The sequence below is a fragment of the Paraburkholderia nemoris genome, assembly GCF_905221015.1.
GTDB lineage: Bacteria > Pseudomonadota > Gammaproteobacteria > Burkholderiales > Burkholderiaceae > Paraburkholderia > Paraburkholderia nemoris.
Genome location: NZ_CAJNBO010000005.1, coordinates 255306 through 272516, shown reverse-complemented (window position 1 = coordinate 272516; position 17211 = coordinate 255306). Strand labels below are relative to the sequence as shown.

Here is a 17211-nt window from a genome sequence, read left to right as displayed (position 1 = left end):
GCGCTGGGATGAGTACAGAAATTGTACCGGAGTCAGCGTGAAGAGGTTTTGGGTATGGCCAAGCCGGGGGATGTGTCGAGCTTTGGTGGCTTGCGCTTGCCCGTGAGCTCCGCCCAGCGCTTCTCCAACGCACCTTCCGCCATGGGCTTGATCACGGTGCCTGAACTCTGTGCGTCCCATGTTTGCACCGAAAACGGATGCGTACGCAACATCTCACGTGGAATCACGACACCCTCGTGTGCGTCGACCACCCTGTCGTAGACGAAGTCGATGCACAAGCGGTAGCCGCGCTTCGTCGCCGGGTCAGGGACCTCGTACGGCGCGCGCGTTACGTAGCCCGAGCCGAAAATGCCCTTGGGTTCCTGTGCAACACGGTGCAGAAACACGCGGTCGCCCGGCAGGATGCTGCGGGCAAATCCGCAACCCCAGACATCAGCCACCGCTACGCCTGCGGCGACCCGTTTCGCCACGTCGGGCAACTCGGGCCACGGCCATTTCTTGGGGCTCCAGATCAACAGGAAGGCAGTCATGACAAGGTCGGAACAGGGCAGTGTGGAAGGCGTAGCGGACAGGTTTGTGTCACGCCCCGAAGCGTTCTGGCGGCAGCTTAACCGATCGACGGCGCGCTTGTCGCGAGGCATGAACGGCCCGTGATCATTCGGACCTGGACGCCTCGGACGGTTTAGCTGTCGCGTACAATCGAGGTCGTCAAGCTGCTGCTTTCCCTGTTTCACCGTGTGTCGCTGCCGATAAAGGCGCGGCGCTTCATCTGGATTCCCATGTCTCACGTCACCCGAAGCCGGCCCGATGGCCGGCTGATTCTGTTGCTCGGTGCGCTTGCCGCATGCGGGCCGATTTCGATCGATATGTATTTGCCGAGCCTGCCGACTATTTCGCAGGCATTCGCCATCAGCAACGGCGCCGCGCAAACCACGCTTACCAGCTTCATGTTCGGCTTTTCGATCGGCATGCTGCTCTATGGTCCGCTCTCGGATACCTATGGCCGCCGGCCCGTGCTGCTCGGCGGCATCATCATGTATGCGCTGGCAAGCGTGGCCTGTGCGCTGTCGTTTTCGATCGGATCGCTGGTGATATTCCGCTTCGTGCAGGCGCTTGGCGCGGGCGCGGCCTCGGTGCTGGCGCGCGCGATCGCTCGCGACGCGCACGGGCCGACCGATGCCGCGCGTGTGCTGTCGATGCTCGCCATCGTCACGTCGATCGGGCCGTTGCTCGCGCCGCTGATCGGCGGGCAGTTGCTGTTGCTCGGCGGCTGGCGTGTTGTCTTTGTCGTGCTGACGCTGTTCGGTACGGTGTGCGCCGTGACCGCGTTCCTCAAGGTGCCGGAAACGTGGCCGCCCGAAAAGCGTGCGCATTCAGCGCTGCTGAAATCGTTCGGCGCTTATGGCAAATTGCTGCGCGATCCGGTCGCGTGGGGGCACATGCTGTGCGGCGGCATGGCGTTCGCGTCGATGTTCGCGTACATCACGGCGACGCCGTTCGTGTACATCGAATATTTCCATGTGTCGGCGCAGCACTATGGCTTTCTGTTCGCGCTGAATATCGTCGGCATCATGTTCGGCAACTTGATGAATACGCGTCTCGTCGGCCGGCTCGGTTCGCTGCCGATCATTTCGTTCGCCGCGACCGTGAGTTGCATTGCGTCCCTGTTCGTCTGTCTCGTCTCGCTGACGGGGTGGGGCGGTTTGTGGTCGATCGTCTTCGGTTTGTTCTTCGTGGTTGGCGTGGTGGGGTTGTTGTCCGCTAACTGCACGACCGATCTTATGCATCGGTATCCGTTGAATGCCGGCGCCGCGGCCGCCGTGTTCGGCGCGGTGCAGTTGGCGCTCGGCGCGTTGGCGAGCCTCGCCGTCGGACTCTGGCAGGATGGTTCGCCCAAGGGCATGGGCATCGTCGTGGGCGTCGCGGGCGTGCTGTGTTACGTCGGGCGGATTCTGGTAGTCAAATGGCACGGGATGAAGGTACCTGTCGCTGCTGTTTGACGGCATCGCGAGCAGGCATTCTTCGCCGAACGCGGATCATTGTTCCTTAGCCGAAACGCGCGGCCTGCCTGCTTCTTCATCCTGCGCACAACGTGTCTACGGAAAACACCAGGTGTTGCGTGCGCGCGACCGTGCGTTTTGATTTGCGTTGCTATGATGGAGCCACTGTTCCTCGGAGCGGCAATCATGGCGATCAGAGATTTGATGAACGGCGAACGGCAACATGCTGCTTTCGCTGAAGCGCAGAAGCTGGCAGACAGCGGCGCCTATCACGATTACACAGACATCGAATACGTCTTGCGCTTTGATTACGGTTTGTCTGATGTATCGGCGCTGCTCGACAGTCAGTTGATGCATCGCGACCTGAATCGCCGTTGCGCCGATGCGCGTGAGAAGCTGGATGCGCTTAGCGTGTGACACACGTGGTGTGTGGCATGCAGCGTCTCTGCATAGCCACGCGCCGCGAAGGCGCCATCCACTTTGGAGTTGCATTCATGGCTGTTAGCCAGCACGACCCGCATCTGCCGCACATGGACAATCCCGCTGGTTTGGCAAAGCCGGGTGGCCATTACAGTCACGTCGCGATCGCGAATGGTTTTGTATTCGTCTCGGGGCAGTTGCCGATCAACGCACAGGGCGAGAAGCTTGCTGACGCCTCATTCGAGGTCCAGGCCGAGCAGGTATTGGCGAATGTTCAGGCTGCGCTCGAAGGTGCCGGCAGCAGCATTGCGCAACTGGTGCAGGTGCGCGTCTATATCGCCGATGTCGAACATTGGGCGAGCTTCAATCAGATCTACGCGCGTTGGGCAGGTGAGGCACGGCCGGCGCGGGCCGTCGTGCCGGTTCCACACCTGCATTACGGGTTGAAGGTCGAGGTCGAGGCGACCGCGCTGGTTTAAGTCGTTGCCTGATTCGTTGCGATGCGAGGCGTTGCGACTCAGTGAATGATGAGCCCGTTGAACTGGGCATTGCCCACACCGGACGCGATATTCACGCCGACATTGCCGCTCACCGCCGCTAGTGAGCCAGCACCGAGTTTGGCGGAGGTGCTGCCCGTCACTTGTGCGACGGCATGCACATTCTGTTGCGAGGTGATCGTGGCTTGCGGTGTCGTGATGAGGATGATCTGATTGGACTGAGCATTCAGCGCACCAGCTGAGACGTTCACGCCGATGTTGCCGCTCGCGCCTTTCAGCGTATTAGCGCCCAGGGTGGCGGCAGAGGCGCCAACTTTCGCGCTGCCGCCGACGTCCTGCAGATTCGACAGCCTGGCCGAGCCGAATACCGCTGCGCTATCGTCGTCGGACAGCGCCGTTGACGTGCCGGCAAGCGCGGACGATGCGCCCGCGCTCGCGGCAACCCAAATTAGTGCACAGGCTAAAGTACTGACTTTCATGAGCAACTCCCTGGCGTGCTGAGGGCACAGATAGTCTTGATATCGACCATGGGAGCGAGATGTTGAGGGAGGGGTTCCCCTTAATGCGGGCGGTGCCGAGAGATTGACCGATACGAACTTGGCCGGGAATCAGATCAGCCAGAAATTACCACCGCCCGCGGCCACCGTAATAACCGCCGACGCCAACCCCCACGCTGACGCTCGGGGCGGCGTAGTAGCCTGGCGCATATCCGTATGCCGGGTAGCCATAGGGCGGTGCAACGACACACCCGGTAAGGCCCACTGCGAAACCTATCGTTAACAGTAATTTGAGCATGGTTCCTCCCTTGTCATGAGTTGGAGGAGCCGGGCGCCGCGTTCGTTCGGGCTAGCTTGTGACGGCAAATTACGCAGCCACGGTGCTAGCGGGTTTTATTTACAGTTGCTTACCCGCTCGACACGTTGGACATTCGCCGATCGGCGGGTTCTTTGATGTGCAGAAATGAAAAACGGGCCGATAGGCCCGTATTCATTGATTGTCTGGCGGAGGCGGTGAGATTCGAACTCACGGAAGGATCACTCCTTCGCCGGTTTTCAAGACCGGTGCCTTAAACCGCTCGGCCACACCTCCAAGCCCTAAATTGTAACCTGAAAAATCCTCGTTGCGGCGCTCGGCGGGGCTGCAATCACTGCGGATCTTTCAGAAACAGCGCCTGCAGATCGTTCAGGAAGGCCTGGCCAAGCGGCGTCGGTGCGATCTTTTCGTGGTCGCGCGTAATCAGCTTGCGCCGTTCCGCCTCCTGCAAAGCCGGTTCGATGGAGGTCATCGAGAGCCCTGTGCGCTCGATAAAGCGATGCACGGGAAACCCTTCCACCAGCCGCAGCGCGTTCAGCATGAACTCGAACGGCAGATCGCGCGGCCCGACCTCGTTCTCTTCCTGCACTGCCGTGCCGGCCAATGCCCGCTCAATGAAGGTAGTGGGGTGTTTGTAGCGCACCTGACGCAGCACGCGGTTCGGAAACGACAGTTTGGTATGCGCGCCCGCGCCGATGCCGAGATAGTCGCCGAAGCGCCAGTAATTCAGATTGTGCTTGCTCTGCCGATGCGGCTGCGCATACGCGGATACCTCGTAGCGTTCATAACCGGCGGCCGTTGTGCGTTCGTGAATCCAGTCCTGCATGTCGGCGGACGCGTCGTCGTCGGGGAGCGCAGGCGGGAATTTCGCAAACAGCGTGTTCGGTTCCAGCGTCAGGTGATACAGCGACAAATGCGGCGGCGCGAACGACAACGCCGTCTCCACATCGGCCTGACACTGCGCGAGCGTCTGCTGCGGCAGCGCGAACATCAGATCGAGGTTGAAGTTGTCGAAGGTGTTTGCGGCCACTTCGACTGCGTGGCGTGCCTGCGTCGCGTCGTGAATCCGGCCGAGCGCCTTCAGATGCGCCTCATTGAAACTCTGGATGCCCACCGACAGACGATTCACACCGCTCGCGCGAAACTGCGCGAACTTGGCGGCTTCGAACGTGCCAGGGTTGGCTTCGAGCGTGATTTCCGCATCGGCGTCGAGCGGCAGCAGCGCACGCACGTCGGACAGCATGCGATCGAGTCCGGCCGCCGACAGCAAGCTGGGCGTGCCGCCGCCAATGAAAACGGTATGCACCTGGCGTCCCCACACGAGCGGCAATGCCATCTCGAGATCGGCGCGCAGCGCGTCGAGATACTCGGTCTCCGGAAACGTGTCGCCTTTCCATTCGTGCGAGTTGAAATCGCAGTACGGGCATTTGCGCACGCACCAGGGAAAGTGCACGTACAACGCCAAGGGCGGCAACGACGTCAGGCGAATGGCGCCCGGCGACGTGAAGGCCTTGATGACGCCGTTGCCGATATCGGCAGGCGCCGGTTTGATCGGAATCACGCTTCCTCCGTCAAACGCGCGAGCAGGTGGCGCAAGGCAATCGCGCGATGGCTGCTGGCGTTCTTTACCGCCGGTTCAAGTTCCGCGGCGCTTGCATTCAGCGACGGCAGGAAGAAGTACGGGTCATAGCCGAAGCCATGCGCGCCGCGCGGCGCATCCAGCATTTCGCCATGCCAGCGGCCTTCGGCGATCAGCGGTTCGGGATCGTCCGCATGACGCACGAGCGCCAGCACGCAGTAGTAATACGCGCGCCGATCGGTTTCACCTTGCAAGGCTGAAACGAGCTGTGCGTTGTTCGCCGCATCGCTCTTTTCACCGCCGGCGAGTTGCGCGTAGCGCGCCGAATAAACGCCAGGCGCGCCGCGCAGTGAGCGCACGCACAAGCCGGAATCGTCGGCGAGGGCGGGCAGGCCGGTGAGCTTTGCCGCGTGACGCGCCTTGGTCAGCGCGTTTTCGACGAACGTCGGATACGGCTCGTCCGCTTCCGGTACGTTTAACTCGCCTTGCGGAATCAGCTCGATGCCGGCCGCGCCGAGCAGCGCCGCGAACTCGCGCAGCTTGCCCGCGTTGTTCGACGCCAGCACGACTTTCTTCAACGGCGAGTCAGACGCAACTGCGCCGCTGCCTTGACGAACTTCACTCACTCTTTTGCTCCAACGCTGCTTTCTGCTTTGCGATCAGCGTGTTGATGCCATCGCTCGCCAGATCGAGCAGCGAATTCATTTCGTCGCGCGAGAAAGGCACGCCTTCAGCCGTGCCCTGAATTTCGACGAAGCCGCCCGCGCCCGTCATCACCACATTCATGTCGGTGTCGCATTGCGAATCTTCGTCGTAGTCGAGATCCAGCACCGGCAGACCGTCGTACACGCCGACCGAAATCGCCGCGACGTAATCGGTAATCGGCGAGCTTTCGATGCGGCCCGTAGCCAGCAATTTGGCCACAGCGTCATGCGCCGCCACGAATGCGCCCGTGATGCTGGCCGTGCGCGTGCCGCCGTCGGCCTGGATCACGTCGCAATCGATATGCAGCGTGCGTGCGCCGAGTTTCTCGAGATCGAACACCGAGCGCAGGGCGCGGCCGATCAGGCGCTGGATTTCCTGGGTGCGGCCGGTTTGCTTGCCACGCGCGGCTTCGCGGTCGCTGCGGGTATGCGTGGCGCGCGGCAGCATGCCGTATTCGGCGGTCAGCCAGCCCTGGCCGCGATCGCGCAGGAACGACGGCACGCTTTCGGCGATGCTCGCCGTGCAGATCACCTTCGTGTCGCCGAACTCGACCAGCACGGAGCCCTCCGCATGCTTCGTGTAGTGGCGCGTGATGCGCACGTCGCGCAGCTGATTGGCCTGGCGGCCGCTGGGGCGTTGGGTGTTGTCGGTCATGTTGGGATTGGTCTGGAAGAAGAGCAGGAGGGAAACCGCGATTTTACCGCCGATCGCGTCGGGCGCGGCGCGGCCTGTCGATCGGACGGCCGCCCGCGTGTGCTGGGGCTTTGCGCGGTGTAGCCCTTCGCGCGTGGCGGCGCTCGTGCTGCCCGGCCGCTGCCCGCGTATGAAGCGGCCTTGTCGGTAAAAATGGGATAATGCGGATTCTCCGCCCCGCGTCTCGTACACGCCGGGCGATTCGACTCTCCGGCCATCGTCAAACGCATGGCCACAATCGCGAGAAATACGATGATCTACAGCATGACTGGCTATGCGAGCGCCACGCGCGAACTCGTCCCGGCCTCAGGCACAGGCGGTGTGAGCGTATCGGTCGAACTGCGCACGGTGAACTCGCGCTTTCTCGATCTGAACTTCCGGATGCCGGAAGACGTGCGCGTCTGCGAACCGACGTTGCGCGAAATGCTGATGAACAAGCTCTCGCGCGGCAAGGTCGACATCCGTATCAACCTGCAACGCAGCGAACAGTCGGCTAACGCGGGTTCGGTCAATCGCGACGCGTTGACCCAACTCGCGCTGCTCGAGCGCACGGTGTTGTCGACGTTCCCGGAAGCAGGGCGCCTGCGCACCGGCGAAATTCTGCGCTGGCCGGGCGTGTTGGCCGAAACCGGCGTGGCGCCGGACGTGCTGCGCGATGCGGTGCTCGCATGCGGCAAGCAGGCGATTACCGATCTGATCGACGTGCGTGCTCGCGAAGGCGCGCAACTGGCGACGGTGCTACTCACGAACGTCACCGAGATGGAAGCGATCGTCACGAAGATCACGCCGCTCGTGCCGGAACTGATCGCCAAGCATCAGCAGAAGATCGTCGAACGTCTGCAGGAAGCGCTGGGTATCGCCGCGCCGGACACGACGGCAACGAGCGTCTCGCGCGAAGAAATCAACGAACGGATTCGCCAGGAAGTGACGATGTACGGCATCCGCATCGACATCGCCGAAGAACTGTCGCGCCTCACGGCCCACCTGAACGAAACGCGTCACGTGATCGAGAAGGGCGGCAAGGTCGGCAAGCGGCTCGACTTCATGATGCAGGAACTGAATCGCGAAGCGAACACGCTCGGCTCGAAGGCGGCGGCGAAGGAACTGGCCGATTCGTCGATGACCCTGAAGCTGCTCATCGAACAGATGCGCGAGCAAGTACAGAATCTGGAGTAAGGCAGGAGCCCCGAGAACATGACCGACCACACACGCGAAACCAGCGCACCGCGCAACCCTTACGCCGGTGCTTATCCCGGCAACCTGTTCATGGTGGTCGCGCCTTCGGGCGCGGGCAAGTCGACGCTCGTGAACGCGCTGCTCGCCGGCGACGACGCAATCCGTCTGTCGATTTCGTACACGACGCGCCCGCCGCGTCCGAAGGAACAGGATGGCGAGCACTATCACTTCACGACCGTCGACGATTTCCTGACGCGGCACGCGGCTGGCGAGTTTCTGGAAAGCGCGGAAGTGCACGGCAATTACTACGCGACCTCGCGCGTGTGGATCGAAGAGCAGATGAAAAGCGGCCATGACGTGCTGCTCGAAATCGACTGGCAAGGCGCGCAGCAGGTCAAGAAACAGTTTCACAACGCCGTTGAAATCTTCATCTTGCCGCCGTCGTTGGATGCGCTCGAAGAGCGTTTGAAAAAGCGCGGCCAGGACGAGCCAAACGTGATCACGCGCCGTCTGCTCGCAGCCGGCAGCGAGATGGCGCACGCGGCCGAAGCGGAGTATGTCGTGATCAACGATAACTTCGAACGCGCGCTCGGTGAACTGCGCTGCCTCGTGGCGGCGACGCGTTCGCGCTTCGCCTCGCAATACGCGCGTCACACGCAGCTTTTCGTGCAGCTCGGCATTCACCTGCCACACGCGTGAACGCGGCGGTGTACCGAGCACATAAGGTAGAATAAGCAACATCAATTAACGCCCCCAGACCTGTCGCTTCGCGCCAGGCCCCCCGAGGGGGACAAGAAAACTTGGGGCGGCCCAGCGTTTTCTTGCAAGAAGGAACCCAACATGGCCCGCATTACCGTCGAAGACTGCCTCAAACAGATTCCGAACCGTTTCGAACTCGCGCTCGCCGCGACCTATCGCGCGCGTCAGCTCGCACAAGGTCACACGCCGAAGATCGAAAGCCGCGACAAGCCCACGGTCGTCGCATTGCGCGAAATCGCAGCTGGCCAGGTTGGCGTCGAAATGTTGAAGAAGGTGCCTGTTTAAGGCGCACGCTTCCGTTTTCGATTGCCCCATTGCCATGTAATTGCATCAACGTACAGACCGGCGTCCAACCCTAACCGCTACGGAGGCGAAATTGAGTGCTACCCCGCCCACCGCCACGGAAGTGGAACACGACGCCGATTCGCCCTCGTCTGCACGGAAGTACATCGACGCGGTCCTCGAACAGTCGTTTCGCCATCTGTTCGGGCCGACCGCCACGCCGGAGCAACCGCGCCGGCATGACGTCGTTTCGATCGCCAAGCTGACAGGTGTTCTGTCCGGTTATCTACAGCCGGAAGAAATCAAGGACATCAAGGCTGCGTTTCATTTCAGCGACGAAGCCCACCTTGGCCAGTATCGCCAGAGCGGCGAGCCCTACATCACCCATCCTGTCGCCGTCGCGGAAATCTGCGCCGGCTGGAATCTCGACGCCCAGTCGATCATGGCGGCGCTGCTGCATGACGTGATGGAAGACCAGGGCGTGACCAAGGCCGAACTCGCCGAGCGATTCGGCGCGAAGGTCGCGGAACTGGTCGACGGCTTGTCGAAGCTGGACAAGATGGAGTTTCGCAATCGCGAAGAGGCGCAGGCGGAAAACTTCCGCAAGATGCTCCTCGCGATGGCGCGCGACGTTCGCGTGATTCTGGTCAAGCTCGCTGACCGGCTGCACAACATGCGCACGCTGGGTGCGGTGCCGCACGAAAAGCGGCGCCGCGTGGCGCGCGAAACGCTGGACATCTACGCGCCGATCGCCCACCGGCTTGGCCTGAACAATACCTATCGCGAGCTGCAGGACCTGAGCTTCGCGAACTTCAACCCGCATCGCTACGCCACGCTCGAGAAAGCCGTCAAGGCCGCGCGCGGCAACCGGCGCGAAGTGGTCGGCAAGATTCTGGAGTCGGTGCAGCGCGCGATTGCCGACGCGAAGCTCGACGCCGAAGTCACCGGCCGCGAGAAAACCATCTTCAGTATCTATAAGAAGATGCGCGACAAGCAGTTGTCGTTCTCGCAGGTGCTCGACGTGTACGGCTTCCGCGTGGTGGTCGAAAGCGCGCTCGAGTGCTACACCTGCATCGGCGCGCTGCATGCGCTCTACAAGCCGGTGCCGGGCAAGTTCAAGGATTACATCGCGATCCCGAAGGTGAACGGCTATCAGTCGCTGCACACCACGTTGGTTGGCCCGTTCGGCGCGCCGATCGAGTTCCAGGTGCGCACGCGCAAGATGCACGAGATCGCCGAAGCGGGCGTCGCCGCGCACTGGTTGTACAAGAACGGCGGCGCGGATCTGAACGATGTCCAGAAACGCGCGCACCAGTGGCTCAAGTCGCTGCTCGACATTCAGAGCGAAGCGGGCGATTCGAGCGAATTCCTCGAGCACGTCAAGATCGACCTGTTCCCGGATGCGGTCTACGTGTTCACGCCGAAGTCGAAGATCATGGCGCTGCCGCGCGGCGCCACCGCACTCGACTTCGCATATTCGATCCACAGCGACTTGGGCAACCAGTGCGTCGCAGTGAAGATCAACAATGAACTGCTGCCGCTGCGCACCGAGCTGAAGAGCGGCGATATCGTCGAAGTCATTACGGCGCCCTATTCGAAGCCGAATCCGGCTTGGCTTGGATTCGTGCGCACCGGCAAGGCGCGTTCGGCGATCCGCCACTACCTGAAGACCATGCGTCTGAACGAGTCCGTGCAGCTCGGCGAGCGTCTCGTCGACCAGGCGCTGAAGGGCTACGGGCTCGCGCTGTCGGACGTTACGCCTGAGGCGTGGGAAAAGCTGGTGCAGTGGACGGGCAACAAGAACCGCCAGGAAATCTTCGCGGATATCGGCCTCGGCCGCCGTGTTGCTGCGGTTATGGCCAAGCGCATCGAAGTGCTGATGAGCGGCCGCGATGCCGACGACGACGGCTCGCGCGACGGCACGGCATCGCATGCGCCGCCGGTCGTGATCACCGGTACTGAAGGCATGTCGGTGCAACTGTCCGCGTGCTGCCGTCCGATTCCGGGCGACGACATCATGGGCTACATCGGCATCGGCCTCGGCATGGCGATTCACACTACCGACTGCCGCGTTGCGCAGCGTATTCACCGCCGCGATCCGGGCCGCTGGATCGACGTGGCGTGGGCGCCGCAACCGGGGCGTCTGTTTGACGTCGCGGTGAAGGTGCTGGTCAAAAACACTAAGGGCGTATTCGCCCGCGTGGCGGCCGACATCACCTCGGCGGATGCGAACATCGTCCACATCGCGATGGACGAAGACCTGTCGCAGGAATCCACGGTGCTGCGCTTCGTGATCCAGGTCAGCGATCGCGTCCATCTCGCCAACGTCATGCGCCGCGTGCGTACGAATCCGGACGTGATGCGTATTGCGCGCGAGCGGCCGAGCGAGGAGGGGCATCACCGTCACGACGGCGGGATGCGGATCGACCGCGAGCGCGCGGATTACTGATCTGACGGCTGGCTGGGTCTGCTCGACTACACGTTGAACGTCTGATCGCCTCGGGCGGCTTCAGGCGGCCTCCGTTCGAATCTGAACGCACCTGCCTGCCAGTGAGTCTCACCGGATCAGGGAGAACGCTTATGAACGTAGCTGACCTCACCGGCGTGGCGCTCGATTATTGGGTGGCCCGCAGCCTGCACGACTTCGTGCGCGAAATCTACTTTACCGACAGCGGCGAAACCGTCTCGATCCGCGGCAATGACCGCGGCCGCCCGTGGGATGGCCGTTTTACGCCTTCCGCGTCGTGGGAAGCCGCCGCGGCGGTATTGGAGCGCGCGCAGCGGCTGGAGGTGCGTGAGCGGACCGATCATGGCGCGGCACATTGCATCGCGGAGTTCGAAGGCGGCCATCGAACCGTGGAAGGGCGGGGAGACTCGTTGCGGGTCGCGCTGCTGCGGGCGTTTGTTGAAAGCCGTTTCGGCGCAAGTGTGGGCGAGGTGTTGTGGCAGGCGCAGGCTGTGGCTGGCGAGCGTGCGGCGCTGATCGGCGAGGAATCGGCGGAAAGGCCGTTCGCGGATGTGCCGAGTCCCGATGGGCAGATCGGCGATATTCAGTCGATACCGCGATAGCTGCGGTGATGCCGCCAAGGCCTGAGGGGCCGCGGCAGCGTGGACCGGTTGAAGCGGAACCGGCCACGCCAAAAACAAAGGGCCTTCCGATCGGAAGGCCCTTCATAGGTGGTGCGGCTGGCAGGATTCGAACCCACGACCCCTTGGTTCGTAGCCAAGTACTCTATCCAACTGAGCTACAGCCGCACGCGAAACGGGTAACGCTAAATACGATGATACTGCAATGAGGCTCGGTAAAACGTAAGGGCCTCCCCGGAGGGAGGCCCTCGAATAAGTGGTGCGGCTGGCAGGATTCGAACCCACGACCCCTTGGTTCGTAGCCAAGTACTCTATCCAACTGAGCTACAGCCGCACGCAGAAACGAGATTATAGCAAAGGTTTTCAAAAAGGGAAGCATGTAACTGCGATTTGTCTCATTGCCCCGATCGTGTACCCTTGATAGGCAGTCGCTTGCTGCAGTTAACGGACCATCATGAACAAGGCCTTTGTCAAAGAGTCGAGTGAAGAGAATGACGACGATCTCGACGTCGCCCAGCCCGAAATCCCTCCGGGTACGAAAAACTACATTACGCCTGCCGGTTACCGGCGGATGCGCGATGAATTGCTGCATCTGATCGATGTTGAGCGGCCGGAGGTGGTCAGATTGGTGTCGTGGGCGGCCTCGAACGGTGACCGCTCGGAAAACGGCGACTACATCTATGGCAAACGCCGTCTGCGAGAAATCGATCGGCGGATTCGCTTTCTGACCAAGCGCCTCGACATCGCTGAAATAGTCGATAGCAGCAAACAGGAAAACGTCGATCAGGTTTTCTTCGGCGCGACCGTCGAATACGCGACGGAAGACGGCGAGGCGCATACGCTGACGATTGTCGGCGTCGATGAGGTCGACCTGGATGTCGGCCACGTGAGCTGGATCTCGCCGATCGCGCGAGCGCTGCTCAAGGCCAAAATCGGCGATACGGTGACTTTGTACACGCCGGCCGGCCCGCAGCCGATCGACATCCTGGACGTCAAATATCCCCCGCCCGATACCGGCGGCGGTGCCGCATAAAAAAAGGCGCCGCGAACGGCGCCTTCGATACTGCAGGTATTGCCAGCTGCTTTAGAAGCGGTGGCGCAGACCTGCGGTCACAGCGATTTGCTTGTTGTTGTTCGAAGCGCCCAGACCGTTGATGTCGGCATCGACGATGGCGTTTTCGTTGACTTGCTGGTATTCGCCTTGCAGGTACACGTCCGTACGCTTGGACAGCGCGTACGCGGTTTGCAGGTTGAACTGGTTCCAGTGCGGACGCGTGCCAGCGAGGCTCGCACGGGTGTACGTGTACGAACCGGCGATGCTCACTGCCGGCGTCAGCGCGTAGCGAGCGTTAGCTTCGAAGTTCTGGAAGTGAGCGCTGCTGCCGCCGAAGCCGCCGATACCAGCCGTTTGACCCGATGCGCCTGCACCGATGCCGGCCAGACCCGACAGATTCGTTTGCGAGTACACGAGGCCGACGGTAGCCGGGCCGAATGCATAGTTAGCACCTGCGCCCCACGTTTGCTGGCGAGCAGCAAAGAACGTGTTGTCGCTCGACACTGCGCCGCCCGAATTGAACGCTGCAGCTGCGCCAGTTGCGCCGTTGCTGTTCAGTTGCAGGTAAGCAGCAGCGAGGTTCAGGCCGCCCCAGTTATACGATGCGCCCGCGCTGTAAGCACGGTTGTTGGCGAAGCCGTCAGCCTGGTTCGAGAAACCGTACATGCCGCCGAACTTGAAGCCGCCGTAGTTCACGCTCTGATACTTGACCGAGTTGTTGACGCGGAACGAGTTGTTCAGGTTGTCGTTGTCGAACGGATGCGCGAACTGCGTGCCGCCGTATTGCGTGCCGGTCAGTGCCAGCGGGCCCACGTAGTCGACCATGCTGTCGTATTGACGGCCTAGCGTCACGGCGCCGAACTGGTCGCTCGTCAGACCGACGAACGCTTGACGGCCGAATTCGCGGCCACCTTGTTTCAGCGTGCCGTCATTGATGCCGAAGCCGTTTTCCAACGTGAAGATGGCCTTGAGACCGCCACCGAGGTCTTCAGAACCACGCAAGCCCCAACGGCTGCCGTTCACCGAGCCGCTCGTTTCTTGCCAGTTGCTGTGGCCGTGCTGGTTGTTGGTATAGGTGATGCCGGCGTCGATCAAGCCATACAGCGTGACGCTGCTTTGGGCATGTGCTGCCGTTGCAAAAACGCCCGTGAGGGCCGCGACCATGAGAGTCTTTTTCATCTTGTAACTCCGAGAGCGAGAGTGGGCATTGAACCCAGGCTTAAGGAGACCATCACGCGGGCGCTGCGAGAGGCGAAATCCGCATGAGAAGCGCGCTGTACGACACGCGCGCCGGTTTCCGGTTACGCAGAGTGTAGAGAGACGCTCGCAAAGCGGATGTTCCGATTTTCACAATAAAGTATTACTGGATGTGAAACGATAGGCGAATGCCGTTTAAGCCTTGCTGATAAAGGCTTGCAGCGTTATTAAGGGGGAATGGGAAGCGAGTCAACTGAATCGCGTTGCACATTTGCTACAGTAATCGACGCGAAAAAACAACGCAATAAATCGTAAAAAAGGATTGTTGTCGCTATAGCAATAGATGGTTGTCGATTATGTGAATAATCGATTTAGACTAAGCCGTTATACTGCAATCTCTGCTTTCCGAAGCAGACTTTTTCGTTGACGAAAAAGATCTCCAAACCTTTGTCGGCGCGACTTCCCAGTCGCGCTTTTTTTTTGCCTTCCGGTTGCCGATTCGCGGGCGTTAGTCAGTGAGCCGGCGCAGCACCGTCCACTTCATTCCAGTCGGTTGCGGCCGAGACGCTCCAGTCTTCCATCACATAGCGGCGCGCATCCATGGGGGACGAGAGCAGATTTTGCCAGTGGTCCCCATGCCACATGGGATCGAACTCGAAGGCCGAGGGTGACGTGGCGACCGGCCCGGATTGCGCGGGAACTGTCTTTGTGTGTGATTGGGTGAGCCGGGCGACGAAGCGCCGGAATTCATTGAACAGCATGGCAATCTCCTGACGCGCATTCATTACTTTTCGGTGCTGATTTCCATGATGCTGGCATGAGTGCGGCGCAACAACTCGGACAAACACTTACTGAAAACATCTTTTGTTACATATTCTCGTGGGTGTGCCGAAATTTTTTCCGATATTGCTTGCGCCCGATATCGAGTGAGTAATATTGACGTGAAAAGTCGTCCTGTTTTCGCTGAATCTGTCGTCAGAATTCTTCTGATTCATTTGGCATTGACTTATCGCGCCAAGTGCTAAGTGAATATGAAAAATTCGCTTGACGTTGATTCTTCGTTCCTCGTATAACACCAAAGCTGAATTTCAATTGCCAGATGTGAAGGTGCTGAGGGCTTCAGAAATGCCCGATCGCGGATGAAATGGCCAAGAAATGCAGTTTGAGGGCAATGCCCCGATTTTGATAAATCCTCGAGGGAAGCTGGAATATGGAAACTGGTATTGTCAAATGGTTCAACGATGCTAAGGGCTTTGGCTTCATTACATCGGATTCGGGTGGCGAAGACCTGTTCGCGCACTTTTCGGAGATCCGCACCGAAGGCTTCAAGTCGTTGAAGGAAAGCCAGCGCGTCTCCTTCGAGGTCAAGGCAGGCCCGAAGGGCAAGCAAGCGGCGAACATTCAACCGCTGTAAGCCGCACCGCGCTGCTCCGCGTAGGTCGCCGGGCAGCCTGATCGCCGGAAAGCCTTCGCAAGACGCGGAGGCTTTTTTTACGGGTATTCGTTATTATCATCGCGACAGAAACGATTAACTGCCTGGTTCGAATTATTCTTGTATAGATCGGGGGCGTAAAATTTCGCCTTGGGATCTAAAATCGCCAGCATAAAAATATAATAATTAACGGGTTTATGAACGAATCCCAGTTCGTGCAGGAATGCAGTCTTTGTGCCGCACGGCGACAGGGCAAAGCAATACTGGCTGGGTGCGCGGCGGCTAACTGGTGCATACTTGCCGCAAAGCCACGCGTCCAAAGTATCCCTTTCCATGTCTGAACAGTTTCTGCCGCAACCGGCCCTAGATGTGCCGATCGTCTTCGTCGACCTTGAAACCACCGGAGGCTCGACCAGTGAGCATCGCATCACCGAAGTCGGCGTGGTTGAAATAGGACCGGCCGGCGTGTCGCGTTGGAGCAGCCTGGTCGACCCTCAGCAACCGATTCCTTCTTTCATTCAGCAACTCACCGGCATCACGAACGCGATGGTGCGAGGCGCGCCTACTTTCGACGCCATCGCGCCGGCATTGTTCGAGCGCCTGAACGGCAAACTGTTCGTCGCGCACAACGCCAGTTTCGATCGCGGTTTTCTGCGCGGGGAGTTTCGGCGGGCCGGACTCGCGTTCGATCCGGATGTGTTATGCACCGTGCGCCTGTCACGCGCCTTGTTTCCCGCGGAAAAGCGCCATGGGCTCGACGCGTTGGTGGAGCGTCATGGTCTCGTTCCGTCCGATCGTCACCGCGCGCTCGCGGACGCCGATCTGATCTGGCAGTTCTGGCAACGTCTGCATGGCGGTCTTGTACCGCCGGACGTTTTGCAGGCGCAGATCGAGCGCACTACGCGGCGCTACCGGCTGGCAGGCGACATCACCGAAGATCTGCTCGACACCGCGCCGGCCGGATGCGGTGTCTACGCGTTCTATGGAGAAGGCGATCTGCCGCTCTATGTCGGGCGAAGCGTGCGTGTGCGCCAGCGGCTGCGTTCGCACTTGACGGGTGAGCGGCGTTCGTCGAAGGACGTACGGCTCGCGCAACAAGTACGGCGTGTCGAGTGGCGCGCGACCGGTGGCGAGCTGGGCGCCATGCTCGCAGAGGCGCAATGGATCGCAACGCTGCGTCCAGGCCATAACCGGGTGCCGCGCGTCTTGAAGAGCGATCCGGTGGATGCGCCCTGGCCGTTCGAAGGTCCGATCGTATTTGAGGAGCGTGAAGAGGCGTCGCACGCGCGCGCTTTTCATGTTGTCGACCGGTGGCGTTACCTTGGGCATGCTCCTTCGCTCGCCCAGGCGGCGGAGCTGCATGCGTCGAGCTCGGGCGGCGCGTTCGAACTGTCGACCTATCGTCTTCTGCAAAGCCATCTGGCGCGCGGCTTACGCGTGATGCCCTTGAGCGTTTCCAGCGGTACACCTGTGGCGAGTCTGGCTTAACGCGGGCTTTGTTTGTGCAACAACCCGCT

19 protein-coding genes and 3 tRNA genes are annotated in these 17211 nt (G+C 60.8%); 11 read left to right on the top strand and 11 right to left on the bottom strand.

Going from position 1 to position 17211, the window contains the following annotated elements; all coding sequences use genetic code 11:
* Positions 1–32: 32 nt before the first annotated feature.
* Positions 33–530 carry a hypothetical protein gene (locus tag KHO33_RS10085; RefSeq protein WP_054037328.1) on the bottom strand — a complete coding sequence of 166 codons (498 nt, stop codon included), beginning with the start codon at positions 528–530 and terminating at the stop codon, positions 33–35.
* Between the two features lie 249 nt (positions 531–779).
* On the opposite strand from KHO33_RS10085, the gene KHO33_RS10080 reads away from it, so the two are divergent.
* From KHO33_RS10080 to KHO33_RS10070, 3 genes are all read left to right on the top strand, one after another.
* The gene (locus tag KHO33_RS10080) at positions 780–2000 is read left to right on the top strand and encodes a Bcr/CflA family multidrug efflux MFS transporter (RefSeq protein WP_054037418.1); all 1221 of its coding nucleotides are present in this window, start codon (positions 780–782) and stop codon (positions 1998–2000) included.
* Positions 2001–2186: 186 nt separating this feature from the next.
* Entirely contained in the window at positions 2187–2417 is a 231-nt protein-coding gene (locus KHO33_RS10075) for a hypothetical protein (protein ID WP_054037416.1), read from the top strand.
* Between the two features lie 77 nt (positions 2418–2494).
* Complete coding sequence (locus KHO33_RS10070) at positions 2495–2899, top strand: RidA family protein (protein ID WP_200564701.1); 405 nt, start codon at positions 2495–2497, stop codon at positions 2897–2899.
* A 38-nt stretch (positions 2900–2937) separates the two neighbouring features.
* Here KHO33_RS10070 and KHO33_RS10065 read toward each other — a convergent pair whose 3' ends face one another.
* From KHO33_RS10065 to rph, 5 genes are all read right to left on the bottom strand, one after another.
* Positions 2938–3396 (bottom strand): hypothetical protein, encoded by a 459-nt coding sequence (locus tag KHO33_RS10065; protein ID WP_200564700.1) that lies wholly within the window; start codon positions 3394–3396, stop codon positions 2938–2940.
* 520 nt (positions 3397–3916) lie between these two features.
* Positions 3917–4006: transfer RNA gene (locus tag KHO33_RS10060), tRNA-Ser, on the bottom strand.
* Positions 4007–4061: 55 nt separating this feature from the next.
* Complete coding sequence (hemW, locus tag KHO33_RS10055; RefSeq protein ID WP_054037322.1) at positions 4062–5291, bottom strand: radical SAM family heme chaperone HemW; 1230 nt, start codon at positions 5289–5291, stop codon at positions 4062–4064.
* The gene (rdgB, locus tag KHO33_RS10050; RefSeq protein ID WP_200564699.1) at positions 5288–5935 is read right to left on the bottom strand and encodes an RdgB/HAM1 family non-canonical purine NTP pyrophosphatase; all 648 of its coding nucleotides are present in this window, start codon (positions 5933–5935) and stop codon (positions 5288–5290) included. The genes hemW and rdgB overlap by 4 nt, the downstream gene beginning before the upstream one ends.
* Positions 5928–6668, bottom strand: a complete 741-nt coding sequence (gene rph, locus KHO33_RS10045; protein ID WP_054037414.1) for a ribonuclease PH — start codon at positions 6666–6668, stop codon at positions 5928–5930. Before rph ends, rdgB begins: the two co-directional genes overlap by 8 nt.
* Before the next feature lie 291 nt (positions 6669–6959).
* On the opposite strand from rph, the gene KHO33_RS10040 reads away from it, so the two are divergent.
* The 5 genes from KHO33_RS10040 (at position 6960) to KHO33_RS10020 (ending at position 11993) form a co-directional block, all read left to right on the top strand.
* On the top strand, positions 6960–7883 hold the full coding sequence (locus KHO33_RS10040; protein ID WP_200564698.1) for a YicC/YloC family endoribonuclease: 924 nt from the start codon (positions 6960–6962) through the stop codon (positions 7881–7883).
* An 18-nt stretch (positions 7884–7901) separates the two neighbouring features.
* Positions 7902–8582 (top strand): guanylate kinase, encoded by a 681-nt coding sequence (gene gmk, locus KHO33_RS10035; RefSeq protein WP_093639047.1) that lies wholly within the window; start codon positions 7902–7904, stop codon positions 8580–8582.
* A gap of 141 nt (positions 8583–8723) precedes the next feature.
* Positions 8724–8927, top strand: coding sequence for a DNA-directed RNA polymerase subunit omega (gene rpoZ / locus KHO33_RS10030; protein ID WP_006025620.1), 204 nt, complete (start codon positions 8724–8726; stop codon positions 8925–8927).
* Positions 8928–9018: 91 nt separating this feature from the next.
* Positions 9019–11373, top strand: a complete 2355-nt coding sequence (locus KHO33_RS10025) for a RelA/SpoT family protein (protein ID WP_054037314.1) — start codon at positions 9019–9021, stop codon at positions 11371–11373.
* A 131-nt stretch (positions 11374–11504) separates the two neighbouring features.
* Positions 11505–11993, top strand: coding sequence for a phage protein NinX family protein (locus KHO33_RS10020; RefSeq protein WP_200564697.1), 489 nt, complete (start codon positions 11505–11507; stop codon positions 11991–11993).
* Between the two features lie 109 nt (positions 11994–12102).
* On the opposite strand, the gene KHO33_RS10015 is transcribed toward KHO33_RS10020, so the two are convergent.
* Both KHO33_RS10015 and KHO33_RS10010 read right to left on the bottom strand, forming a co-directional pair.
* Positions 12103–12179, bottom strand: a tRNA-Arg gene (locus tag KHO33_RS10015).
* A gap of 89 nt (positions 12180–12268) precedes the next feature.
* Positions 12269–12345 (bottom strand) — tRNA-Arg (locus KHO33_RS10010).
* A gap of 120 nt (positions 12346–12465) precedes the next feature.
* Here KHO33_RS10010 and greB point away from each other — a divergent pair.
* Positions 12466–13044: a transcription elongation factor GreB gene (gene greB, locus KHO33_RS10005; protein ID WP_200564696.1), complete on the top strand. Its 579-nt coding sequence runs from the start codon at positions 12466–12468 to the stop codon at positions 13042–13044.
* Between the two features lie 51 nt (positions 13045–13095).
* Here greB and KHO33_RS10000 read toward each other — a convergent pair whose 3' ends face one another.
* Positions 13096–14244 carry a porin gene (locus KHO33_RS10000; RefSeq protein WP_054037312.1) on the bottom strand — a complete coding sequence of 383 codons (1149 nt, stop codon included), beginning with the start codon at positions 14242–14244 and terminating at the stop codon, positions 13096–13098.
* A 530-nt stretch (positions 14245–14774) separates the two neighbouring features.
* Positions 14775–15023, bottom strand: coding sequence for a hypothetical protein (locus KHO33_RS09995; RefSeq protein WP_054037412.1), 249 nt, complete (start codon positions 15021–15023; stop codon positions 14775–14777).
* A gap of 449 nt (positions 15024–15472) precedes the next feature.
* Here KHO33_RS09995 and KHO33_RS09990 point away from each other — a divergent pair, with 449 nt between their 5' ends.
* Positions 15473–15676, top strand: a complete 204-nt coding sequence (locus KHO33_RS09990) for a cold-shock protein (protein ID WP_054037310.1) — start codon at positions 15473–15475, stop codon at positions 15674–15676.
* A 77-nt stretch (positions 15677–15753) separates the two neighbouring features.
* On the opposite strand, the gene KHO33_RS09985 is transcribed toward KHO33_RS09990, so the two are convergent.
* Positions 15754–16029 (bottom strand): hypothetical protein, encoded by a 276-nt coding sequence (locus KHO33_RS09985; RefSeq protein WP_200564695.1) that lies wholly within the window; start codon positions 16027–16029, stop codon positions 15754–15756.
* Between KHO33_RS09985 and KHO33_RS09980 the strand changes: the two genes are divergently transcribed.
* Positions 16028–17182, top strand: a complete 1155-nt coding sequence (locus KHO33_RS09980) for an exonuclease domain-containing protein (protein ID WP_054037309.1) — start codon at positions 16028–16030, stop codon at positions 17180–17182. The genes KHO33_RS09985 and KHO33_RS09980 overlap by 2 nt on opposite strands.
* The last annotated feature ends 29 nt before the right edge of the window (positions 17183–17211 follow it).

Bases quoted from the DNA above. Each gene is read 5' to 3' on its own strand.
- KHO33_RS10085 (WP_054037328.1), bottom strand. From the start codon at position 530: ATGACTGCCTTCCTGTTGATCTGGAGCCCCAAGAAATGGCCGTGGCCC.
- KHO33_RS10080 (WP_054037418.1), top strand. From the start codon at position 780: ATGTCTCACGTCACCCGAAGCCGGCCCGATGGCCGGCTGATTCTGTTG.
- KHO33_RS10075 (WP_054037416.1), top strand. From the start codon at position 2,187: ATGGCGATCAGAGATTTGATGAACGGCGAACGGCAACATGCTGCTTTC.
- KHO33_RS10070 (WP_200564701.1), top strand. From the start codon at position 2,495: ATGGCTGTTAGCCAGCACGACCCGCATCTGCCGCACATGGACAATCCC.
- KHO33_RS10065 (WP_200564700.1), bottom strand. From the start codon at position 3,396: ATGAAAGTCAGTACTTTAGCCTGTGCACTAATTTGGGTTGCCGCGAGC.
- rph (WP_054037414.1), bottom strand. From the start codon at position 6,668: ATGACCGACAACACCCAACGCCCCAGCGGCCGCCAGGCCAATCAGCTG.
- KHO33_RS10040 (WP_200564698.1), top strand. From the start codon at position 6,960: ATGATCTACAGCATGACTGGCTATGCGAGCGCCACGCGCGAACTCGTC.
- gmk (WP_093639047.1), top strand. From the start codon at position 7,902: ATGACCGACCACACACGCGAAACCAGCGCACCGCGCAACCCTTACGCC.
- rpoZ (WP_006025620.1), top strand. From the start codon at position 8,724: ATGGCCCGCATTACCGTCGAAGACTGCCTCAAACAGATTCCGAACCGT.
- KHO33_RS10020 (WP_200564697.1), top strand. From the start codon at position 11,505: ATGAACGTAGCTGACCTCACCGGCGTGGCGCTCGATTATTGGGTGGCC.
- greB (WP_200564696.1), top strand. From the start codon at position 12,466: ATGAACAAGGCCTTTGTCAAAGAGTCGAGTGAAGAGAATGACGACGAT.
- KHO33_RS10000 (WP_054037312.1), bottom strand. From the start codon at position 14,244: ATGAAAAAGACTCTCATGGTCGCGGCCCTCACGGGCGTTTTTGCAACG.
- KHO33_RS09995 (WP_054037412.1), bottom strand. From the start codon at position 15,023: ATGCTGTTCAATGAATTCCGGCGCTTCGTCGCCCGGCTCACCCAATCA.
- KHO33_RS09990 (WP_054037310.1), top strand. From the start codon at position 15,473: ATGGAAACTGGTATTGTCAAATGGTTCAACGATGCTAAGGGCTTTGGC.
- KHO33_RS09980 (WP_054037309.1), top strand. From the start codon at position 16,028: ATGTCTGAACAGTTTCTGCCGCAACCGGCCCTAGATGTGCCGATCGTC.
- KHO33_RS09985 (WP_200564695.1), bottom strand. From the start codon at position 16,029: ATGGAAAGGGATACTTTGGACGCGTGGCTTTGCGGCAAGTATGCACCA.